Annotated in this window: 14 protein-coding genes; 10 read left to right on the plus strand and 4 right to left on the minus strand. The window is 41.5% G+C overall.

Translation table 11 applies throughout. The features are described from left to right. Positions 1-553: 553 nt before the first annotated feature. The 4 genes from RMX89_RS06280 to RMX89_RS06295 all read left to right on the plus strand — a co-directional run bounded on the left by RMX89_RS06280 (position 554) and on the right by RMX89_RS06295 (position 7,083). Positions 554-2,167 (plus strand): glycosyltransferase family 39 protein, encoded by a 1,614-nt coding sequence (locus RMX89_RS06280; protein ID WP_322688312.1) that lies wholly within the window; start codon positions 554-556, stop codon positions 2,165-2,167. 188 nt (positions 2,168-2,355) lie between these two features. Then, positions 2,356-6,351, plus strand: a complete 3,996-nt coding sequence (locus tag RMX89_RS06285; RefSeq protein ID WP_322688313.1) for a DUF2157 domain-containing protein — start codon at positions 2,356-2,358, stop codon at positions 6,349-6,351. Positions 6,352-6,469: 118 nt separating this feature from the next. Further along, the gene (locus RMX89_RS06290) at positions 6,470-6,700 is read left to right on the plus strand and encodes an antitoxin of toxin-antitoxin stability system (protein ID WP_322670521.1); all 231 of its coding nucleotides are present in this window, start codon (positions 6,470-6,472) and stop codon (positions 6,698-6,700) included. Further along, positions 6,697-7,083, plus strand: a complete 387-nt coding sequence (locus RMX89_RS06295) for a type II toxin-antitoxin system VapC family toxin (protein ID WP_322688314.1) — start codon at positions 6,697-6,699, stop codon at positions 7,081-7,083. The genes RMX89_RS06290 and RMX89_RS06295 overlap by 4 nt, the downstream gene beginning before the upstream one ends. 267 nt (positions 7,084-7,350) lie before the next feature. Here RMX89_RS06295 and RMX89_RS06300 read toward each other — a convergent pair whose 3' ends face one another. The 3 genes from RMX89_RS06300 to RMX89_RS06310 form a co-directional block, all read right to left on the minus strand. Next, positions 7,351-7,704 carry a hypothetical protein gene (locus tag RMX89_RS06300; RefSeq protein WP_322688315.1) on the minus strand — a complete coding sequence of 118 codons (354 nt, stop codon included), beginning with the start codon at positions 7,702-7,704 and terminating at the stop codon, positions 7,351-7,353. A 23-nt stretch (positions 7,705-7,727) separates the two neighbouring features. Further along, positions 7,728-8,630: a hypothetical protein gene (locus RMX89_RS06305; protein ID WP_322688316.1), complete on the minus strand. Its 903-nt coding sequence runs from the start codon at positions 8,628-8,630 to the stop codon at positions 7,728-7,730. Positions 8,631-8,743: 113 nt separating this feature from the next. Further along, positions 8,744-8,983 carry a hypothetical protein gene (locus tag RMX89_RS06310; protein WP_322688317.1) on the minus strand — a complete coding sequence of 80 codons (240 nt, stop codon included), beginning with the start codon at positions 8,981-8,983 and terminating at the stop codon, positions 8,744-8,746. Between the two features lie 207 nt (positions 8,984-9,190). Between RMX89_RS06310 and RMX89_RS06315 the strand changes: the two genes are divergently transcribed. Then, entirely contained in the window at positions 9,191-9,562 is a 372-nt protein-coding gene (locus RMX89_RS06315) for a hypothetical protein (RefSeq protein ID WP_322688318.1), read from the plus strand. Positions 9,563-9,595: 33 nt separating this feature from the next. On the opposite strand, the gene RMX89_RS06320 is transcribed toward RMX89_RS06315, so the two are convergent. Next, complete coding sequence (locus tag RMX89_RS06320; protein ID WP_322688319.1) at positions 9,596-10,555, minus strand: NAD-dependent epimerase/dehydratase family protein; 960 nt, start codon at positions 10,553-10,555, stop codon at positions 9,596-9,598. Positions 10,556-11,329: 774 nt separating this feature from the next. On the opposite strand from RMX89_RS06320, the gene purD reads away from it, so the two are divergent. The 5 genes from purD to RMX89_RS06345 all read left to right on the plus strand — a co-directional run bounded on the left by purD (position 11,330) and on the right by RMX89_RS06345 (position 21,066). Continuing rightward, positions 11,330-12,610, plus strand: coding sequence for a phosphoribosylamine--glycine ligase (gene purD / locus RMX89_RS06325; protein WP_322682676.1), 1,281 nt, complete (start codon positions 11,330-11,332; stop codon positions 12,608-12,610). Beyond that, complete coding sequence (locus tag RMX89_RS06330) at positions 12,603-12,947, plus strand: XisI protein (RefSeq protein WP_322688320.1); 345 nt, start codon at positions 12,603-12,605, stop codon at positions 12,945-12,947. Before purD ends, RMX89_RS06330 begins: the two co-directional genes overlap by 8 nt. Before the next feature lie 128 nt (positions 12,948-13,075). After that, positions 13,076-13,204 carry a hypothetical protein gene (locus RMX89_RS06335; RefSeq protein ID WP_322688321.1) on the plus strand — a complete coding sequence of 43 codons (129 nt, stop codon included), beginning with the start codon at positions 13,076-13,078 and terminating at the stop codon, positions 13,202-13,204. Between the two features lie 75 nt (positions 13,205-13,279). Continuing rightward, positions 13,280-15,226 carry a two-component system sensor histidine kinase NblS gene (gene nblS / locus RMX89_RS06340; RefSeq protein ID WP_322688322.1) on the plus strand — a complete coding sequence of 649 codons (1,947 nt, stop codon included), beginning with the start codon at positions 13,280-13,282 and terminating at the stop codon, positions 15,224-15,226. 398 nt (positions 15,227-15,624) lie between these two features. Then, entirely contained in the window at positions 15,625-21,066 is a 5,442-nt protein-coding gene (locus RMX89_RS06345; RefSeq protein ID WP_322688323.1) for an AAA family ATPase, read from the plus strand. The last annotated feature ends 4 nt before the right edge of the window (positions 21,067-21,070 follow it).

The raw sequence follows: 21,070 nt of genomic DNA on the forward strand, positions 1-21,070 counted from the left end.
CCAAAGGAAGCGATCGCAGTTCTAATATATTACTATAAATTGATCGGTTTACCGTAGTATACACTTGCCGTATTTTAGACTGCTGTAACAATGGTAGATTTAGTCCGGGAAAAGGTAAGTAAAAATTCGGAACACAGATATTAAGAAGCTTCTCAGATCCAGTGAGACGTACTTAGAGTTATTTCATATAAAGTTTATTAAATCTTTTTATTTTTCACATAAGTATTTTATTTCTTGATTAATTTATACTGTAGGATGACAAAGAAACAATTATATTTATAATAATTACGTGTTGCAAAAAACTGCAAAATCAATATTTAAATAATTATTTGAAGTAAAATTTTTTAATTAAAATGTTTGTAGACAATTTGATACTGGTTGATAAGAAAATAAGACCTTATATTTAATTCGTAAATTAGATAAATCTTAATTTTAGTTCACTCTTTTATTCAGAGATACTAATTTGCTTTTTTCATTAGCAACACGCTAATAAAAAATTATCAGTTGATTTTTTACCAAGGTTGATTAATGCCTTGAGGAGATCGAAAACTACATGAAAAAGCAATTACCACAAAAGAAAACGCAGATATCACATAAATGGACTATTTCTAAATATTGGTTACGTTTTTTAATCATAGTTCTATTAGTAATAGGTGTATTTTTTCGCTTCGTTAATATTGATAAAAAAATTTATTGGGGTGATGAAGCTTTATCCTCATTACGCGTATCTGGCTATACGCAGTCAGAAATGAGGAAGCAATTAGGTAATGGTCGTTTGATTGGCCTAGAAGATTTACATAAATACCAGTATCCTAATCCTGAAAAAAATACAATTGATACAATTAAAGGAATTATTGTAGAAGACTCGCAAATTTTGCCATTATACATCTTGATGACCCGGTTTTGGGTAGAGTGCTTTGGCAATTCTATAGCAGCGATCAGAAGTTTTTCGGCATTTATTAGTCTGCTTACCTTTCCTTGTCTTTATTGGCTATGTCAAGAATTATTTGAGTCTTCACTAGTCGGGTGGATAGCCATCGGGTTGGTAGCCGTTTCACCTATTCATATCGTGTATGCACAAGAAGCGCGATCGTATAGTTTAGCAATAGTAGCCATCTTAATATCGAGTGCAGCACTGCTGCGAGCTATGCGCTTGAAAACAAATGTTAATTGGTTTATTTATGCAGCAACATTATCAATAGGGTTTTATACTCATCTATTTTTTACCTTGGTTGCTTTTGCACAAGGAATTTATGTAGTTACAATCGAACGCTTTCGATTGAGTAAAACATTAATTTATTACCTGCTATCATCGCTTGCGGGTTTTATCACTTTTGTACCTTGGATTTGGATTATTATTACCAATCCTCAGCCAGAAGCAGTAACTTGGGCGAATATTAAACAAACAGTATTTATGTCAGCTGTAAGGTGGGCTGGTATTTTTAGTCGTGCGTTTATTGATTTAGGTATTAGTCCTAACGAGCCTGGAAAACTTAAGTTTTTCTTAATTCCTTTTATTTTGATTCTTTTAGTTATAATCGGCTACTCAATCTATTTTTTATGTCGAAGAACCTCTAAAAAAGTTTGGTTATTTGTTTTAACCTTGATTGCATCAGTAGGGCTTCCCTTACTGATAATAGATTTCGTCTTTTTAAAACGATATGCTACTAGTCGATATACACTTCCTTCTGTTTTAGGGATACAGTTAGCTGTTGCTTACCTATTTACCACTAAGATTACGTCTATTTCTACTAAAGCTTGGCAAAAAAAGTTTTGGTCACTTGTAGCATTTATGGTAGTTATAGGCGGGGTTGTATCTTGTATAGTTCACTCTCAACCGCAGATTTGGTGGAACCAATTCCCTGAAAAATACCAAGAATATCCTCACATTGCTCATATTATTAATCAAGCTAAGAAACCGCTTTTAATTAGTGATGAGGATAACATCATTCCACCACTACAAGTACTTAGTAACTTAATCGAGCCAAAAGTGCAATTCCAAATTGTAGGAAAAAATCAGTTACCAGAGATTACTAATGGCTTTAGTGACATATTTTTATTCTTGTTCGAGCCATCTGATTTCTTAAAAGCTGGAATTGAAAAAGTTTATAACTCAAAGTTACAGCAGGTAGACGACTTTCTCTGGAAAATAACAAAAGCTAATTAAACTAAGGATACGGGCACATCTACCGCCTGGGAGACTGCAAGTGGAAACTAAAAGCAGATAGTTGGCATTTGAATCTCGCTTGGCGGTTAAAAATTAATATCAATTAGCCTGATAAGTTGCACAGTTAGAGCAAAAATATACTTTAATTAAACAAATAATTTAAGTATATACTGGTACTGCTGCCGCTTATGTCATCGCCCCTTGAGCGCCCGTTAAAAATTGAAATCAGATTGCCATCTTCCCATCCTCAATTATTGGAAGGATTGGATATATGGTTGCGTTTAGGTTTGATATCTGATACCCAAGTCAGGCAGTTATGTCGAGAGTTTCTGGTGTGTGCGGTGGTGTTGCAACCCCAGGCTGAAGCTCAAACAAAGGTAGTATTTGCAACTTCCGACTCCGTGCAGGAGTTGCCTGTAGCAGCTTTACAATCTAGTAGCGGTAAACAACCACAACAAAAACCAGCTAAACCCAACTTCATCAGCACAATGTTGCAGTCCTTGGGGGCAGAACTGAGTGTGCGTTGGCTACTTTTTCTAGGGGTTTTCTTGGTAGTTGTATCTTCTGGGGTACTGGCTGCTAGTCAATGGGCGAGGTTTCCTGCTGCTGGACAGTACGGGGTTTTATTTGCTTATACTTTGAGTTTTTGGGGATTAAGCTTTTGGGCGACTAGGCAAAATAACCTCAGATTGACGGCTCAGACATTGCTGATTGCCACTCTTTTGTTGGTGCCAGTGAATTTTTGGGCAATGGATAGCTTCAAATTGTGGCAAAATCCTGTGGATTGGATTGTAGTTGCGATCGCCTGCCCTACCCTGACTGCTATAACTGTTTTACTCTCCAAAAATCGGACTATTTTTACCAATTTACATACTGGCAAATTACCTCTGATAAATATTCTAGGGCTGAGTTATCTGCATTGGGGTTGGCAGTTAAGAGGATTTCCCTTAATTGCTGTTTATCTGGCAACGATCGCCACAACTATCATTACTGTTTATTACAATCTTTTCCAACAGCCTCGTACTGTCAGCGACGATCGCCGTAGGTTAAGTATTAGTTTACCTGCTGCTGTAATTATTTATTCTTTAATAGTATTGTTGGTGCGGGCAATTTTTGTTACCAAGGTAGATGTCGCACTGTTGGGGTTAGCTATTGGCATTTGCGGCTGGTTGATGACTTGGTTAGCAGAGCAGGGCAGGGGAGCAGAGGGGCAGGGGAGCAGGGGAGCAGGGGAGCAGGGGGGCAGGGGGGCAGGGGGAGCAGGGGGAGCAGGGGAAGTAACATTAATATACTCCTCGTCTCCCTTGTCTCCCTTGTCTCCCTTGTCTCCTTCATCTCTCTTACTCTGGGAAAGACTTGGTGGGGTTTTACTCTTTTTGGGTTGGGTGGTATCGGTAGTAAATTATCCTTGGCAAGCAATAGCTGTCAGTGGTTTGGGTTTGTGGTTTGTGGGGAGTCGCTTGTGGCAGTACAGTTTAAAGCGAGACTTTGCAGGGGTTTTCGTCATCGGCTTAGAGACAATTTTGCTAGGTTGGCGATTAGTACCCGATAACTTACAGAAATTAGCGATCGCAACTACTACCCAACTCACCAATTCTCAAAATGAACCTTGGGCGCTACTGGGTATAGCTTTATTTCCCTACGTAATTTTGATGGTGGCGCTTACAGATAATTTGTATCGCCGCCAAAAACGAGAATTAGCTAAATTTGGCGAACTGCTTACCCTGTTATTTGGAGCTTTTTTAACAACGATCGCTCTTGTAAATCCTCCATTGCGATCGCTAAATCTGCTATTTTCTACCGCCACTCTGGCATTTGTTACTCAACGCCGCTCCCCCTCATCCCTTCTCCTGGTATACCTAACTCACATCATGGGGGTGCTGACATTTTGCTTTACCATTAATTGGTTATTCCCCAGCCTGACTCAACAATGCTGGGCAAGTATTTTATTGGCTCTGATGGTTGCAGAATGGCGATTTAGCTTGCAGGAAGGACTATGGCAACGTAGCGCATGGGATATCGGTTTAGGATTAGCCGCAGCGAGTTTTTTCCTGTTGTGGATGAATTCAGAATCATCTTGGTATGGCATCACTGACGAGCGATCTGATTGGGGAGTTTTATGGCTAGTTACGCCTTTAGCTCTGACAGGTGTTGCCAATGCCGCAATTATAGAGCGGCGGCTTACTAGCCGTTACTTGAGTGTCTTGGCTGTAATAATTGCCCAGCTACTAACTTTACAACTACCAGGAATCAGATTAATCGGTTTGGCTGTAGGTGCTGGATTGATGTTTGTAAATACCCGCTATTTGCGCAACCAAGTATCTGCGGTAATTACAGAAGGATTTGTTTTAAGTTTCATTGGCGTGCTGCTGTGGACGGGTGTACCTGGTTTACCTCGCCTAGCGGTAGCTGGTTGGTTTGTTGTCGGAGCGATCGCAACTCTCAGTCTATGGTTAGCGCGGACAGTTTTCAGCCGACGCGGTAACGAATTAGCAGTTATCTATGCAGCCGCCAGCGATAAATGGGCGATCGCTTTATGCAGCGTTGAATTATTAAGTTTGACGCTGCACTCAGTACTGATTTACCAAGGGTTTACGACTTCAGGATTTTTGTTCTTAATTGGCACTGTAATTACCTTGGCAGCCATTGTTTATCGCAGTTGGCGCGAACCGACAAATTGGGCATTTTATGGCATTGGTTGGTGTTTGGAATTGTTGATTGCCCAAGGGTTAGGGTTGGGGGAACGTTCAATCGTGAGAATTGCGATCGCAAACATCGCTTTGGGTTTAATTACTCAACTTGTCGGCGAGTGGTGGCGGCGACGACATCAATTAGAAAGGTTTCCTAGCAGTCTGCACATTTTGCCATTAATTTATGGTGCATTCAGTGTATTGTTGCGTTTGAACACCTTCACCGAATGGACAGGTTTGTATTCCTTGGGTGTAGCTTTAATTATTATTGGCGTGGGGCGACGACACGAGAGCTTCAAACCCTTGCTGTATTTAGGAATTATTGGCGTATCAATTTCTGCTTATGAACTTTTGTTTTATCAAATGTCACAAGCTTCAGGAGGAGCGTTAGGTGATGGATTAATTGCCATGTCTGCCCTTGGTGCGAGTATCATGTATGCTTACCGCATTTTGTCGCCTTGGCTAGTCAGCTACTTACATCTAACTCCCCAAGAATTGAAAAGAATTGCCCATATTCACTGGGTTTGGAGTAGCTGTTTATTAATGGCTGCCATTCCTGTTCCCATTGCAGTTAACCGTTTGGTGGGATTGGGAACGGGAGTATTTTTGATTCGCTACGCCATCTTTCAGGGACGAAATTTACCCACTTCCCCCAGGATATTGGGAAGAATTACAATCGCCGAGATGTGGGTTTACCTTGGTTTATTAGAGGTAGCCGGCATGAGGATTTATTGGCGAGAGACAGCAGTAGGGCGATTTTGGGCTGGGCCATTAGTTCCTTGGAATGGTGCGATCGCTTGTGTAGTAGCCTACTTTTTGTACATCCTACCTTGGGAAAATTGGGGTTGGTCTAAAAGACCTTGGCAACAAGCTGCATACATCACACCTCTGATAATATTATGGGAAACTAGATTGCAAACTTACCCCATAACTTTAGTACTCGCAGCTGGATTTTACATCTTTTTAGCAAAAGTAGGCGAAAACATCCGTTTCACCTATATTAGTGTAGCGTTGATTGATTGGGCACTTTACCGTTGGTTTGATTCCTTACACCTGACTGATGCTTTGTGGTATGTAACACCAATTGGGTTATCGCTGCTTTATATTGCTCAAGTGGATACCCAACTGAAGCTACCAGAGTACAAAACCGCTCGTCACATTCTGAGAGTGCTAGGGAGTGGTTTAATTTGTGGGTGGGCAATTTTATTTAATCAAAATACAGCTTGGATTCCGGGAATTTTCAGTCTCATCGCTATTTTTGCTGGATTAGCTTTGCGAGTACGAGCTTTTCTCTACATTGGTACAGCCACCTTTTTAATTACGACAATCTATCAATCGGTAATTTTCAGCTTGCAGTACTCCTTTTTAAAATGGGTAGTTGGCTTGTTAGTTGGCATTTTACTGATTTACATCGCTGCCAACTTTGAAACCCGTCGCGCTCAAATAACTTCCTTAATTCGTAGCGCCATTGATGAATTTCAATCATGGGAATAGGTAAGCTAAGGATTAAACTAATTAGACAAGCGATCGCCTAAATTTAAGATACTTGTAAAATTAAGCAAAAGCGATGGCTCTGCCAAAACTTTAGGCTAACGCATAAAAGTACAAAACAATGACACGGATTCCATTAACAGAAGCTCAACTTCGTCTACCTGAACTGATTGCAAGTCTGCAACCCGGTGAAGAAGTGCAGATTTTTTCCGGCGATCGCACCATTGCCAGATTGATTGGCGAATTCCAACCACCCCGGAAGCCTCGCCAGCCCGGTAGTGCAATCGGAACACTAACCATCCTGTCCGAAGATGAAACGCACTTGGAAGATTTTCACGACTACATACCATGAAATTTCTGCTCGATACTCAAGCATTTCTCTGGTTTGTACTCAACGATAGTGCCCTTAGTCAAGTCGCATGTGATTTGATTGTCGATCCTCTCAATGACATCTTGCTCAGTCCTGCTTCGTATTGGGAAATTGCCATCAAAGTTAGTATTGGTAAGTATCAAATTCCTGAAAATTTTGAAACATGGATGGAGCATCAAATCTATGTTAATGAATTTGAAATATTACCGATTAAAGTTGTTCATGCTGCCGCAATCGTGACTTTGCCATTCCATCATAAAGATCCCTTTGATCGGCTTTTGGTTGCCCAAGCACTCACAGAAAAGATCCCGATCGTTAGCGTAGATACAGTGTTAGACAATTATGCAGTTACTCGTTATTGGTAAGTACGATAACCTGCGGTCAACCGCAGTGCGATCGCTCATCCCCGTCGGTTGGGTTGACATCAGGAAACCAAACATTCATTAACGTGAGTTCGATGAACCTCTCCCCAACCCCTCTTGGAGGCACAGAGGGGCAGAAATATTTTTAGTTGACAACGAAAAAATTAGGGTTTCAAAGCCTCTCTCCCTGTGGGGGAGAGGAATGGAAGTGGGGTTTTTAGAGCCGTCGAACTCACGTTAAATTTAAGACAATTGAAACTTTATGCCATGTCAAATTACTAAGCCAACAATATTTTCAATAATCTCAATTGTCTTACTAAAAATATTTAAGAAACCTACAGCATTATTTATTTCCTGAATTTCTTGATTTATCGCTTTAATACCATCTTCAAAACCTTTTTCATTTTCCTCCAGTTTGTTAACTAGAATAGTACCAATTTTGTTTCTGACTTTGTTGACACAACTCGTCCATTTCTGACGATACTCTTTAAATTCTTCTTTCTGTTTTGGATTGATAAATTTACTTTCAATATCAATTTCATATAATTTTTCCTCTATGCCTTTGATCTTTTTAAAAAATTCTAATTTTTTCTTGTTATCAATATTAGACAATATCTCTGACATAAAATTATTTTTCCTTTTATTTATTAGTTATTTTTGATTTCTTCAGCTACATTAACTAGAGAGTTGATTTCAGATAAAAGTTCATTAGCGCGTGCAATAGTAAACTTATCTTCTAAAAGTAACTGAAAAGCTTCTTTGAAGTCTTTGGCTGATTCACTAGCATCATTCAAAGCTTCTATCGAAAGTGTTATCGTCAAAATCTTCTGCCGTTTTTCTATCCATTCGTCAGGATCGCTAATTGGATCGGCAGCCGTATAAGGTCTGAAGAGTAAACGCTCTTCCTGATTTTTTTGAATGGTTTTTAAATTACTTTGTAGTTCAATAGTAAGAAGTTCAAGTACTGATTCCTGAATAGCAAGCTCTCGGTAAATCGTTTCTTTTCTCTGCTCTAATTCTTTTCTCAACGCACCTTTAATTTTATTACTCAATATAATTTTAGGAATTTCAGATAAAGCAGAGCCAATTTTGTCAGAGACAAGAGGATTACCTTGAATATCAGTGCTGACATTATTTAATTGAGTGAAAATATCTTCAGTAACTTCTTGTGCTTGTGTTGGGGAATCTGAGGTTGCTAGATTTTCTAAAGCAATAAAGTAGCGTTGGAGTAGATCGGTATGTTGGCGCATTCGTCCAATTATCATAAGCCAATCCTTATCTTGTTTAGTAATGTCGATATACATTTCACTAGCTTTGACTGTATCTTCTAGGCGGTTACGCAGCAATTTTTCCGAATTGGCATCAACAACGTAGTTTCCTGATGTAACCAATAAAGTATCTAGTGCATCTGCATATTCTTGTCCAGCGTTGGCAAACTTTTTATATTCTCTTAGAGAAGCACCACAGGCAACTAATGAAGCTCCAATCAAAGAGATGATTGATGCTCTAATAACAAATTTAGATTTGATAGTAATCTCCTTTCTAAGCATAAAACGTATAAATAAGATGTTTGAAAAGCAGAAAGTTAAGTAAGAAAACTCTCAGGGCGTAAGCTTGATATAAGGTAAAAACGCTGTTATTTCCTTCTCCACTCCCCAATTAGTTAATTTCGGAATTTTGCGATCGCATCAAAAAATATTGCTCCAGGGTTGACGTTTCGGTGTTTCGCGCAGTCTGTAGCAGCTTCCGCCTTCCCTGTAAGAACTTCCACTTTCACGTTTCCGTGTTTTGCGCAAGCTGTAGCAACTTCTGCTTTCACGTTTCCGTGTTTTGCGCAAGCTGTAGCAACTTCCGCTTTCACGTTTCCGTGTTTTGCGCAAGCTGTAGCAACTTCCGCTTTCACGTTTCCGTGTTTTGCGCAAGCTGTAGCAGCTTCCGCTTTGATGTTAAACCAATTCGCAATTGGTAATTCAAAATTCGTAATTACGAATTGGTATAAAGCAAACAAATTTTAGGCTTTTTCAGAAAAATCAACAATTCCACGTATGGCAACCTCTTCAACAAATGTCCACTATAGAGTTATGAGAAATTGAGAAAATGAGTATTAATTATGGGAAGGCGAAAACGCAATTCACGTACTCTTGGGAAAGCTGAACTACGTCTAGCAAGCGTTAAATCTGTTAGTCAAACTCTCGATGTTGGAGAGGGGTTAACAGTCAAAGATTACACTGAAAAAATCGAAATGGTGCGGCAATCTCTAGAAGCATACAATACCACCCTCTCTACTATTGATGTCTTACTAACCCAGCTCGTCGAAAATGAACAGGATTTAGCAGACTATTCTGAGAAAATTTTGCGTGGTATTGCTCATAAATATGGTAATAATAGCCACGAGTATCAGATGGCTGGGGGTACTCGTAAAAGCGATGTCTACGACGGGCTACGCCTACGCAAGCGTGCTGTGCGCCAAGGTGTTGTTTGACTACTAGCTAAGGGATAAAGAGAATAAGGAAAATTAGGAAGATAGGGAATACAAAGATTTCACCCACTCCCATTCCTGCGTCAAACCCTCTTTTAGAGAGACTTGCGGTTGATATCCGAGAATTTTCTGTGCTTTAGATACATCAGCAGCCGTGTGGCGCGCGTCTCCCATCGCTTTTTCTATGTGGTTTCTTTTGATTGGCTTCCCAACAATTTCTTCAATCGTATTTAAAACTTCTGCTAAAACCACCCTGCTCCCACCACCGATATTAAAGATTTCTCCCACTGCTTGGGGTGCGGTAGCGGCGGCTAAATTAGCGGCGACAATATCACTAACAAAGGTAAACTCCCGCGTTTGCTGGCCATCGCCGTAAATAGGAATCGCCTCATCGTGCAAAATGGATTGAAAAAATTTATGAAATGCCATATCTGGGCGCTGTTTGGGGCCATAAACTGTGAAATAGCGCAATGTCACACAGGGCACACCAAAGTTTTTGTAATACAGTTCACACAAAAACTCTGCTGCTAGCTTTGTAATGCCGTAAGGAGAAACCGGTTGAGGACAAATTTTCTCGTGGGTAGGTAATGTTTCTGCATCACCATATACACTAGATGAAGAGGCAAACACTAATCTTTTTAAGTGTTTAGCATCCTTAGCTGCTTCCAGCAAAACTTGTGTAGCGTTAACATTTCGTTCTGTATAGCCTCGAAAAGCTTTACCCCAACTTGCTCTGACCCCTGCTTGTGCCGCTTGATGGTAAACTACATCAACATCTTTTAGGAGTTTCTGCCAATCTAAAAACTGCATATCTCCTTCAATTAATGCAAAACTAGGTAAACGATACAAGTGTGCAACATTGTTTCGCTTTAATATCGGATCGTAATAATCATTGAATTCATCAATCCCGATTACTTCGTTTCCTTGTTGTAGCAATGTTTCTGCAAGATGAGAACCAATAAAGCCTGCGACTCCAGTAACGATAATTTTAGCCATGTTGCCGATTTTTTCTATCCTGATTAACCGCGATATTCACAGGTTAATAATTATAATCAAAAATCGGTTATTAATTGAAGATTATTTTATAGATAGGTTGAATTATATCAGCAGAAAAGATAATTAAACTAATACATTTATGCTAAAAATGTGTTATGAACTTGATGGAGTAATTACTAATAATAAAAATTAAAATTTTACTAATTAGTTAAATTTAATTTTTAAAATAAATGCAGTTGGAATTCAATAGCTAAAATAGCTGAAAAACCCAAGGTTTTACCCCACCCTAACCCTCCCCTTGTAAAGGGGAGGGAACAAGATTTCTTATTTCCCCCCTTTATAAGGCTACGGTGTATACACAAGTCGGAAAAAGCTCGATTTTCCCATTGTTCTCTCACTTCTCGTTCCCAGTCTGAGACTGGGAATGGCTTATTAGAGGCTCTGCCTCCAGCCAGACATTGAGTCAGAGACTCAATGAATGCATTCCCAGTCTGAGACTGGGAACGAGGAAAGTCTTATTAAGGCTAGGTTTTTAAGACTTGTGTATACACCGTAGCTTTATAAGGGGGGACTAAGGGGGGTAAATCCAGGGTTTGTGTGTACACCGTAGCTCAATATATCGGGGGGATTAAGGGGAGTGGAATTTTAGGGGACTTTTACAAGAGGTATACTAAATCATCAGAAACTTGCACAAGTGTGAGAATTGATGAAAAAATTGATCCGCGAGAGTCGAATCAGGTATTCTCATTTTGCAAGGGACGCACGAGGAAATCAGTGAAAGTTTTAGTCGTTGGTAATGGAGGGCGCGAACACGCTCTGGCGTGGAAACTGTTGCAATCTAAGCAAATTGAGCAAGTTATCTGTGTACCAGGGAATGGGGGGACGGCAAGTATGGAACGTTGCCAGAACTTGCCCTTAGCAGTAGACGATTTTGAGGGAATGAGCCGATATGCTCTAGAACATGGCATAACTCTGGTAATAGTTGGCCCAGAAGTTCCCCTATCTAAGGGAATCACAGATTACCTCCAAAACAAAGGATTGATGGTATTTGGCCCAGTCAGAGCCGGAGCGCAAATTGAAGCGAGTAAAGCTTGGGCAAAAGCCCTGATGCAAGAAGCAGGGATTCCAACGGCACGGGCTGCGGTATTTACGGAAGCTGCGGCAGCAAAATCTTACGTCAAATCTCAGGGAGCGCCCATTGTTGTTAAAGCTGATGGCTTGGCGGCTGGTAAGGGTGTAACGGTGGCTGAAACAGTTACACAAGCAGAAAGTGCCATTGATGCAATTTTTCAAGGGCAATTTGGCAATGCTGGTGAGTTTGTCGTCATTGAAGAATGTTTGATTGGGCAAGAAGTGTCAGTTTTAGCGTTGACTGATGGGTTAACAATTAGACCCTTGTTGCCAGCGCAAGATCATAAGCGGATTGGTGACGGCGATACAGGCGAAAATACTGGCGGGATGGGAGCATACAGCCCAGCACCCATCGCTACACCAGAGTTGATGGCACGCATTCAAACAGAAGTATTAGAAAGAGCGATCGCCACCTTAAGAGCTAAAGGCATTGATTACCGAGGCGTGCTGTATGCTGGGTTAATGATTGCACCCGATGGCGATTTGAAGGTTTTGGAATTTAACTGTCGCTTTGGCGATCCCGAAACCCAGGTGATTTTACCACTGTTAGAAACACCCCTAGAAGAATTGATTCTAGCTTGCGTACAGCAGCGCTTAAGTGAATTGCCGCCCATTGCTTGGAAAGGGGGAGCATCTGCGACTGTGGTTGCCGCTTCCGGTGGTTATCCAGGAGAATATCAAAAAGGCCAGGTGATTACTGGCATTGAGCAGGCAGAAGCAGCAGGAGCAACTGTATTTCATGCAGGTACGAAATTGAACCAGCAACAAGAAATAGTCACAGATGGGGGTCGAGTATTAAATGTGACCGGAATTGGAGAAAATTTTGAGCAAGCGATCGCTCAAGCCTACGCTAGTATCAAACATATTCAGTTTCAAAGGATGTATTACCGAAAAGATATAGGGCATAAAGTGGTTAATGGATAAATTAACTGAGTATCCCCAGATAATTAAGCGTATCCTTACTGAGTACGTAGAACTATGCAACCGTCGTTCTAACCGAGACATCGAAAGATTCTTAATTATCGATGAGCCAAAGGGTCACTATATTTGGATGAACCTTGGTTGGCAAAATGGCGAACGCATTACTGGTATGACTGTTTACGTTCGGATTCGAGATTGCAAATTCTGGATTGAGGAAGATTGGACTGAAGATGGAATCGCAACTGACCTAGTTCGTGCAGGTGTTGCCAAAGAAGATATAGTTTTGGCATTCCATGAGCCTAAAATGCGGCAGTACACAGATTTTGCAGTAGCATCCTAGCGATCGCTAATTTTTTAGTTGTTGGGGTTTCAGGAAAACAGGAGAGATAAAGTTAAACTAATGCCTAATACCCTTCAGGAGTGCTGAGTGCAGGGCGTTGAGCCAGTGCTGAATTGGAAATCTCACTTATGTTACTCGGAACTTGGAACTGTTTTGCTCAATGCCCACTTGCCCTGAGCGATCGCGTAGCGTCTCGCAGAGAAGCCGTTCGCGTAGCGTCTCGCAGAGAAGGGATGCCCCATTCCCCATTTTCCTAACATATTTGTCAAATTAACTGTTAATTTTTAAGTTGTTGGGCTTTATAACAAAGACTACTAACAACTTTATTTAAGATGCTAAGTCTGTTCAAATCAATTCGAGATGCGATCGCAAGTTGGTGGTCGGAGTTCACTCTCCAAACTAAACTGCTGGCTGTGGCCACAATGGTAGTTTCGTTGGTGATGAGTGGTTTAACCTTCTGGGCTGTAAATACAATTCAGCAGGATGCGCAGATGAATGATACCCGCTTTGGTCGTGATTTGGGGCTGCTGCTTGCTGCCAACGTTGCCCCCTTGGTTGCGGACAATAATCTCACGGAGGTTGCCCGATTTTCCCAACGTTTCTATAGCAGCACCTCTAGCGTGCGTTATATGCTTTATGCCGATGAAAACGGGGAAATCTTTTTTGGCATTCCTTTTTGGGAAGCCGAGGTAGAAAATTCTCTTACCATTAAACGGCGGATACAACTGCCAGAAGATTACCCTGGTGATGGGGACAAGCCGATGGTGCGGCAACACACAACCCCAGATGGGACAGTCACCGATGTATTTATTCCCCTGATTGTCAATAAAAAATACTTAGGTGTATTAGCAATCGGGTTCAACCCCAATCAAACCGCTGTTATCTCTACCAATTTTACCCGCGATGTCACCATTGCCGTTTTTATCACAATTTGGGTAATGGTGATTTTGGCAGGAGTGATTAACGCTTTGACCATCACCAAGCCGATTAAAGAACTACTGGTGGGGGTAAAGCAAATTGCTACCGGGAATTTTAAGCAGCGGATTAATTTACCTTTAGGCGGCGAACTAGGAGAATTAATTTTCAGCTTTAATGAGATGGCAGAGCGATTAGAGCGCTATGAAGAACAGAACATTGAAGAACTAACCGCAGAAAAAGCCAAGCTAGAAACTTTAGTTTCCACGATCGCAGATGGTGCTGTGTTGATTGACAACAACATGCAGGTGATTTTAGTCAACCCCACAGCAGAGCGAATTTTTGGCTGGGAAGCCGCTAATGTAGTCGGTTGCAATGTCTTGCATCACTTGCCAGCATCAGTACAAATCGAAATCACCCGTCCCTTGTACGAAATGGCAGTAGGCGAATGCGAAAGCGCCGAATTCCGAATTTTTATTAACCAACCCACCCCACGGACGATCCGCATTCTTTTGACTACAGTACTCAACCTGCAAAGAGAAAGCATCAAAGGTATTGCGATTACTATTCAAGATATAACCCGTGAAGTCGAACTAAACGAGGCAAAAAGTCAATTTATCAGCAACGTTTCTCACGAACTGCGAACGCCTCTATTTAACATTAAAACTTATATTGAAACCCTGCACGACTACGGCGAAGACTTGGCTTTACAAGAACGGCAAGAGTTTCTGCAAACAGTCAACCATGAAACCGATCGCCTCACCCGCCTAGTTAACGATGTTTTGGATTTATCAAAACTCGAATCTGGTCGCAACTACAGCTTTGATGGTGTAGATTTAGCCCAAGCGATCGAGCAAACCCTGCGTACTTACCAACTTAATGCCAAAGATAAAGGTGTTGAACTTGTTCAGGAAGTTGCCCCTAATTTGCCGCTAGTATTAGGTAATTACGATCTGTTAGTACAAGTGTTTGGCAACCTGATTGGTAATGCGCTTAAATTCACCAAAGCCGGTGGTAAAGTAGCAATCCGCGCCTACCAACTAGATTTCAACCCCAGCCACACCGAATCTGTACCAGTGCGGATTGAAATTTCCGATACTGGAATTGGCATCGCCACAGAAGATCAACACTCAATTTTTGAACGCTTTTTCCGCGTAGAAAACCGAGTTCACACCCTAGAAGGTACGGGTTTAGGTTTATCGATTGTTAGAAATATCATCGACAGACATCGTAGTAAAGTCCATCTAGTGAGTGAAGTCGGCATTGGCACCACTTTTTGGTTTGACTTAGCCATATTTGAAGAAAAAGCGCCGTTGATACAAGTTGAAGCTATTGCGGAAACATCCAAAATTACCACAGTTTGAAAATTGCAGAAGCATCCAAAATCATCACAGCTTGAAGATTAAGGATTGAGTATGGTTTGTTATTTTTGACCATTCCCGATAGTGGCAATTTTGGATGAAGCTTTTGAAGAAATTGCCACACTTTATTCAATTTATAGATAAGAGTTGATTAGCGATCGCTCTCTAGGTGGATCGTCTTACAAAATCGCATTGCTCTCTTTTGAATCTAGAAATACTACACTAACTGTTCGCATAGTTGTTGATATAACTGTCATTGACAATCTTGGTGCAAGCAGTATTGAATTTTGCCTAATTGTGGCTCAATTAATTATGTATACAAGTTACGGAATGTTTATTCTGCCAAATTCTTGGGAAATATTAAAATTATCAACTTCTTCTCAAAATTTTAACTTGACCCTATGACGACGCTGGCAGCAATCCCCGATTCAAATCCATTGCCGTATATCCCTGGTTATGCCATTGTTAAGCAGCTATATGCAGGTTCTCAGACAATAGTTTATCGAGCAGTGCAGGAGTCAAGTCAGCGTCCGGTGGTGATTAAACTATTACGGCAAGACTACCCTAACTTTAACGAGTTATTACAGTTTCGTAACGAGTATGCAATTACCAAAAATCTCAACATTCCTGGCATAATCCATCCATTGAGCCTAGAAGCATACGCTAACAGCTATGCCTTAGTAATGGAAGACTTTGGCGGCATTTCCCTACGGGATTATACCCAAAATTATTCCCTATCTTTAGAGGAACTTTTAGAAATAGCCCGACAAATTGCTGATATTCTCCATGAAGTCTGCCAGCATCGAGTCATCCACAAAGATATCAAACCCGCCAACATTCTGATTCATCCAGAATCACAACAAGTTAAGCTGATTGACTTTAGCATTGCCTCCCTCCTCCCCCGCGAAACCCAGGAAATCCAAAATCCGAATGTCTTAGAAGGAACCCTTGCCTATCTTTCCCCAGAGCAAACCGGACGAATGAATCGCGGCATTGATTACCGCAGTGATTTCTATGCTTTAGGGGTGACATTGTACGAACTTTTGACTGGACAATTACCCTTTCAATCCAACGATCCGATGGAGTTAGTACACTGTCATTTAGCCAAGCTGCCACTCGCTCCACACAGTATTAATCCAGAAATTCCCGCGATCCTCTCAGAGATAGTATTGAAGTTAATGGCGAAAAATGCCGAAGATCGGTATCAGAGCGCCTTGGGTTTGAAATATGACTTAGAATGCTGTCTCAATCAATGGAAAGCAACGGGTAGAATAGAAACCTTTGTCTTGGGACAACGGGATGTGTGCGATCGCTTCATTATCCCCGAAAAACTCTATGGGCGACAAACAGAAGTTACAACCTTGCTCAAAGCTTTTGAGCGCGTCGCTAATGGCAGTTCAGAAATGATGCTAGTAGCAGGATTTTCCGGGATTGGTAAAACTGTGGCGATCAATGAAGTCCATAAACCGATTGTCAGACAACGCGGTTACTTCATCAAAGGCAAGTACGATCAGTTTCAGCGTAATATTCCGTTTAGTGGCTTTATGCAAGCCTTTCGCGATCTGATGGGACAACTGCTGAGTGAGAGTAATGTCCAATTGGCGGCGTGGAAAGCGAAAATTTTGGCTGCTGTAGGTGAAAACGGACAAGCAATTGTTGATGTGATCCCGGAACTAGAGCGAATTATCGGTCAACAGCCGCCAGTCCCAGAACTATCTGGTAATGCTGCCCAAAATCGTTTTAATTTGCTATTTCAGAAATTTATCGAGGTTTTCACCACCCCTGAGCATCCGCTAGTGATGTTTCTGGATGACTTGCAATGGGCAGACTCGGCATCTCTGAATTTACTGCAATTATTGATCGGTGAAGCCAATTCTGGATATTTACTTATTCTGGGCGCTTATCGAGATAATGAAGTTTTTCCGACTCATCCCTTGATACTAACGCTGGAACAGATTCAGCAAGCCCAAGCTACCGTCAATACGATTACCCTGAAACCCTTGGTGGAAATAACGGTGAATCAATTGGTGGCAGACACCTTGAGTTGTCCCCATGAACTGGCTCAACCCCTGACGCAATTGGTATATCAGAAAACCAAAGGGAATCCCTTTTTTACAACGCAGTTTCTCAAAGCACTGCACGAAGAGGGTTGCATTCAGTTCCAGCCAGAACTGGGTTACTGGCAATGCAATCTGGCTTCGGTGCGGCAGTTGGCATTGACTGATGGAGTGGTAGAGTTCATGGCATTGCAGTTACAAAAACTTCCGGTGGATACACAGGAGCTTTTGAAACTGGCGGCTTGTATTGGCAACCAATTTGATTTGAAGACCTTGGCAATGGTTTCTGAAAAATCACTTATTGATATAGCGACCAACCTATGGACGGCGTTACAAGAAGGGCTGATTCTCCCGATTAGCGAAACCTACAAGTTCTTCCAATCAAATAATTCAGACCATATGGATCGCGGTGGTGAGATTGTCGTTCCTTATAAATTCTTGCACGATCGCGTCCAACAAACTGCTTATGGTCTGATTCCAGAAGATCGAAAACAGTCTATCCACTTCCAAATCGGACAACAACTGTGGGCAAATACGCCGGAAGCAGAGCGAGAAGGGAAAATTTTTGAAATTGTCAATCAATTGAACTACGGTCTGAAATTGACATCTCAAAAAAGTTCTCCTGGATTGTTGAATGCACAAAATGGTGACGAAATCTCCAGGCTGCAAGAATTGGATCTAGCTCAACTGAACCTGCTTGCAGGACAAAAAGCCAAGGCAGCAACCGCCTATGAAATGGCAAATAAATACTTCACAGCAGGGCTGGCAGCGCTCCCAGAAAACGCTTGGTCAGATCGTTACGACCTGACCCTTGCCCTTTATACAGAAGCGGCTGAAATTGAGTACCTGACTGCCCATTTCGAGCAGGCAGAACGACTTTCAGAAATTGTTCTTCAGCACGCCCAGGATTTGCTGCAAAAGGTGAAGATGTATGAAATCAAAATCTATTTCTACATTGCTCAGAATCAAATGCTGGCAGCAATCGACATCTGTCTGCAAGTGCTGGAATTTTTGGGCGAACCGCTGTTTAAAGAACCTCCACAGGAGTTAGCGATCGAGGATTTAATTAATCTGCCAGAGATGCTCGATCCGCACAAGTTAGCAGCCATGCGAATTGCGATCGCAATGGTCACTCCCAGTCTGAACGCTAAACCAGATTTGTTACCACCGATTGCTTACACATTAGTGAACCTATCGATTCAATTTGGCAATTCGGCATTTTCGGCATTTGGCTACACTTTCTATGGCCTGGTTTTATGTGGTACCCCAACCGGAATTGAAAAAGGCTATCGGTTTGGACAATTAGGATTAAAATTGCTGGAGCGCTTCAACGACAGGAAATTGTATGCAAAAGTGGTTAACATTTTTGATGTATTTGTGCGGCACTGGCAAGAACCCGCTCGCAAAACGATCGCTCCTTTACGTGAAGCTATTCAGGTTGGATTAGAAATGGGTGATGTAGAGTATGCCTGCTACAACGCCGCCTCCTACTGTAACTATCTTTTCTTCATCGGTGAAGCACTGGAGCAGGTAAATCAGCAACAACAAAAATACATCGATCTGTTGTTGAAATTCAAACAAGAATATCAAATTTATTTCAGCCAGATTTGTCGTCAGCTGGTGTTGAATTTGATGGGAGCAGCAGAAGATCCCTTAATACTAGTTGGAGAGAGTTTCGACGAGCAAAAAATGCTGCCGATTTTAATTGAAACTCAAAACGGAACTCTCTTGTTCCTGCTCCATCTGGCAAAGACCATTCTTCTGTTCATCTTTGAGGACTATCAGCAGGCACTTATCCATGCTCAAGAAGCCGAAAAATACCTGGGAAACATGGTTGGCTTCTTGCAGTTTGCCGAACATAATTTCTATTACTCCCTCGCTCTTTTGGCTACCTGTTCAAATGGCAATGAAGCAGAGCAACAATCGGCACTAGAAAAAGTTGCAGAAAACCAGAAAATGATGAGTCAGTGGGCGTTTCACGCTCCTGCCAATCATCAACACAAATACGATTTAGTTGAAGCAGAGCGAGCAAAAATTTTGGGTCATTTAGACGCAATGACCTACTATAAAAAAGCCATTCAGGGGGCAAAAGAAAACAACTACATCCAAGAAGAAGCACTCAGCAATGAGCTGGCTGCCAAATTCTATCTAGCTTGGGGCAAAGAGAAGCTGGCCGCAGACTATATGCAACAAGCCTACTACTGCTACGCCCATTGGGGTGCAAAGGCGAAAGTTGCCCATTTAGAAGAACAATATCCGCAACTACTAACAGCCATTCTCCAATCGCCTAATATTGGCATCACATCTACGACAACCATCCCCTTAACTTTGATGAGAAGTGTAACTAAAAGTTCTAGCAACCAAAATTTATACTTAGATTTACAAGCGGTGATGAAAGCCGCACAAGCCATCTCTCAAGAAATTGAATTAGAGAAACTGTTGGCAACCTTGATGCAGATTGCGATCGCCAATGCTGGCGCCCAAATCGGTCATTTGGTTCTTCGCCAAGAGGAACAATGGTTAGTTGTAGCTCAAGCCGATCGAGAACTGGTAAAAACTTTAGAAATTCCCCTGGAGCAATACTCAGAAATTCCTCAAAGTCTGATTTATGCAGTAGCAAGAACTCAAGAGACGGCTGTGTTTGAAGACTTGAGTACAGCAGTGCAATTTGCCAGCGATCGCTACATTCTCACTCACCAGCCCAAATCAGTTTTATGTACTCCCATTAGTCGCCAAGGAAAACTCATCGGTATTTTGTACCTGGAGAACAACTTAACTTTAGGCGCTTTTACTAGCGATCGCATCGAGATTCTCCAACTCCTAACTAGTCAAGCCGCTATCTCTATGGAAAATGCTCGTTTGTATCAACAAACCGAAAACTATTCTTACACCCTAGAAGCAGAGGTAGAACACAAAACCCAAGCTCTCAACCAAAAAGCCCAAGATTTAGAGCAGACCTTGAAAAAATTGCAGCAAACTCAAGGACAATTAATTCATAGCGAAAAAATGTCATCCTTGGGTCAATTGGTAGCTGGTATTGCTCACGAAATTAACAATCCAGTTAATTTTATTAAGGGTAATCTCACCCATACAGAAAATTACATTCAAGATATGATGCGTTTGCTGATACTTTATCAGCAGGAATATCCCCAACCTAATCCAGCTATTCAAGCGATGAAGGAAGAAATTGAGCTTGATTTTCTGTTTAAAGATGCTAATAAAACCTTAGAATCTATGAAGATTGGTAGCGATCGCATCAGCAAAATTGTCCAGAGTTTACGCAACTTTGCTCGCTTAGATGAAGCCGAAATCAAAGCTGTAGATTTACACAGTGGGATTGAAAGTACGCTGTTAATTTTGCAACATCGCTTACAAGCTTCTGAAAATCAACCCGAAGTGCGCGTCATTAAGGAGTATGGCAATCTACCTCTGGTGACTTGTTATCCTAGCCAGTTGAATCAAGTCTTCCTAAATCTGATTAACAATGCTATTGATGCGATTCGAGATAATCCCCAAAGCAGCCAACACCCAGAAATTCGGATTCGTACTGGAGTGATAGATCGTGAATGGTTACGAATTGCGATCGCCAATACAGATAGTACGATTCCTGTAAGTCTGCAAGAGCGGATTTTTGAACCGTTTTTTACCACAAAGCCCGTTGGTCGCGGTCAAGGTTTGGGGTTATTTGTTAGTTACTCTATTATCCAACAACATCGTGGTACTTTAACTGTGCGTTCTCAGCCCCCTGAGGGAACTGAATTTGAGATTGTTCTCCCTATCTATTGAACAA

It is taken from the genome of Nostoc sp. DedSLP04 (assembly GCF_034530775.1).
Classification (GTDB): domain Bacteria; phylum Cyanobacteriota; class Cyanobacteriia; order Cyanobacteriales; family Nostocaceae; genus Nostoc.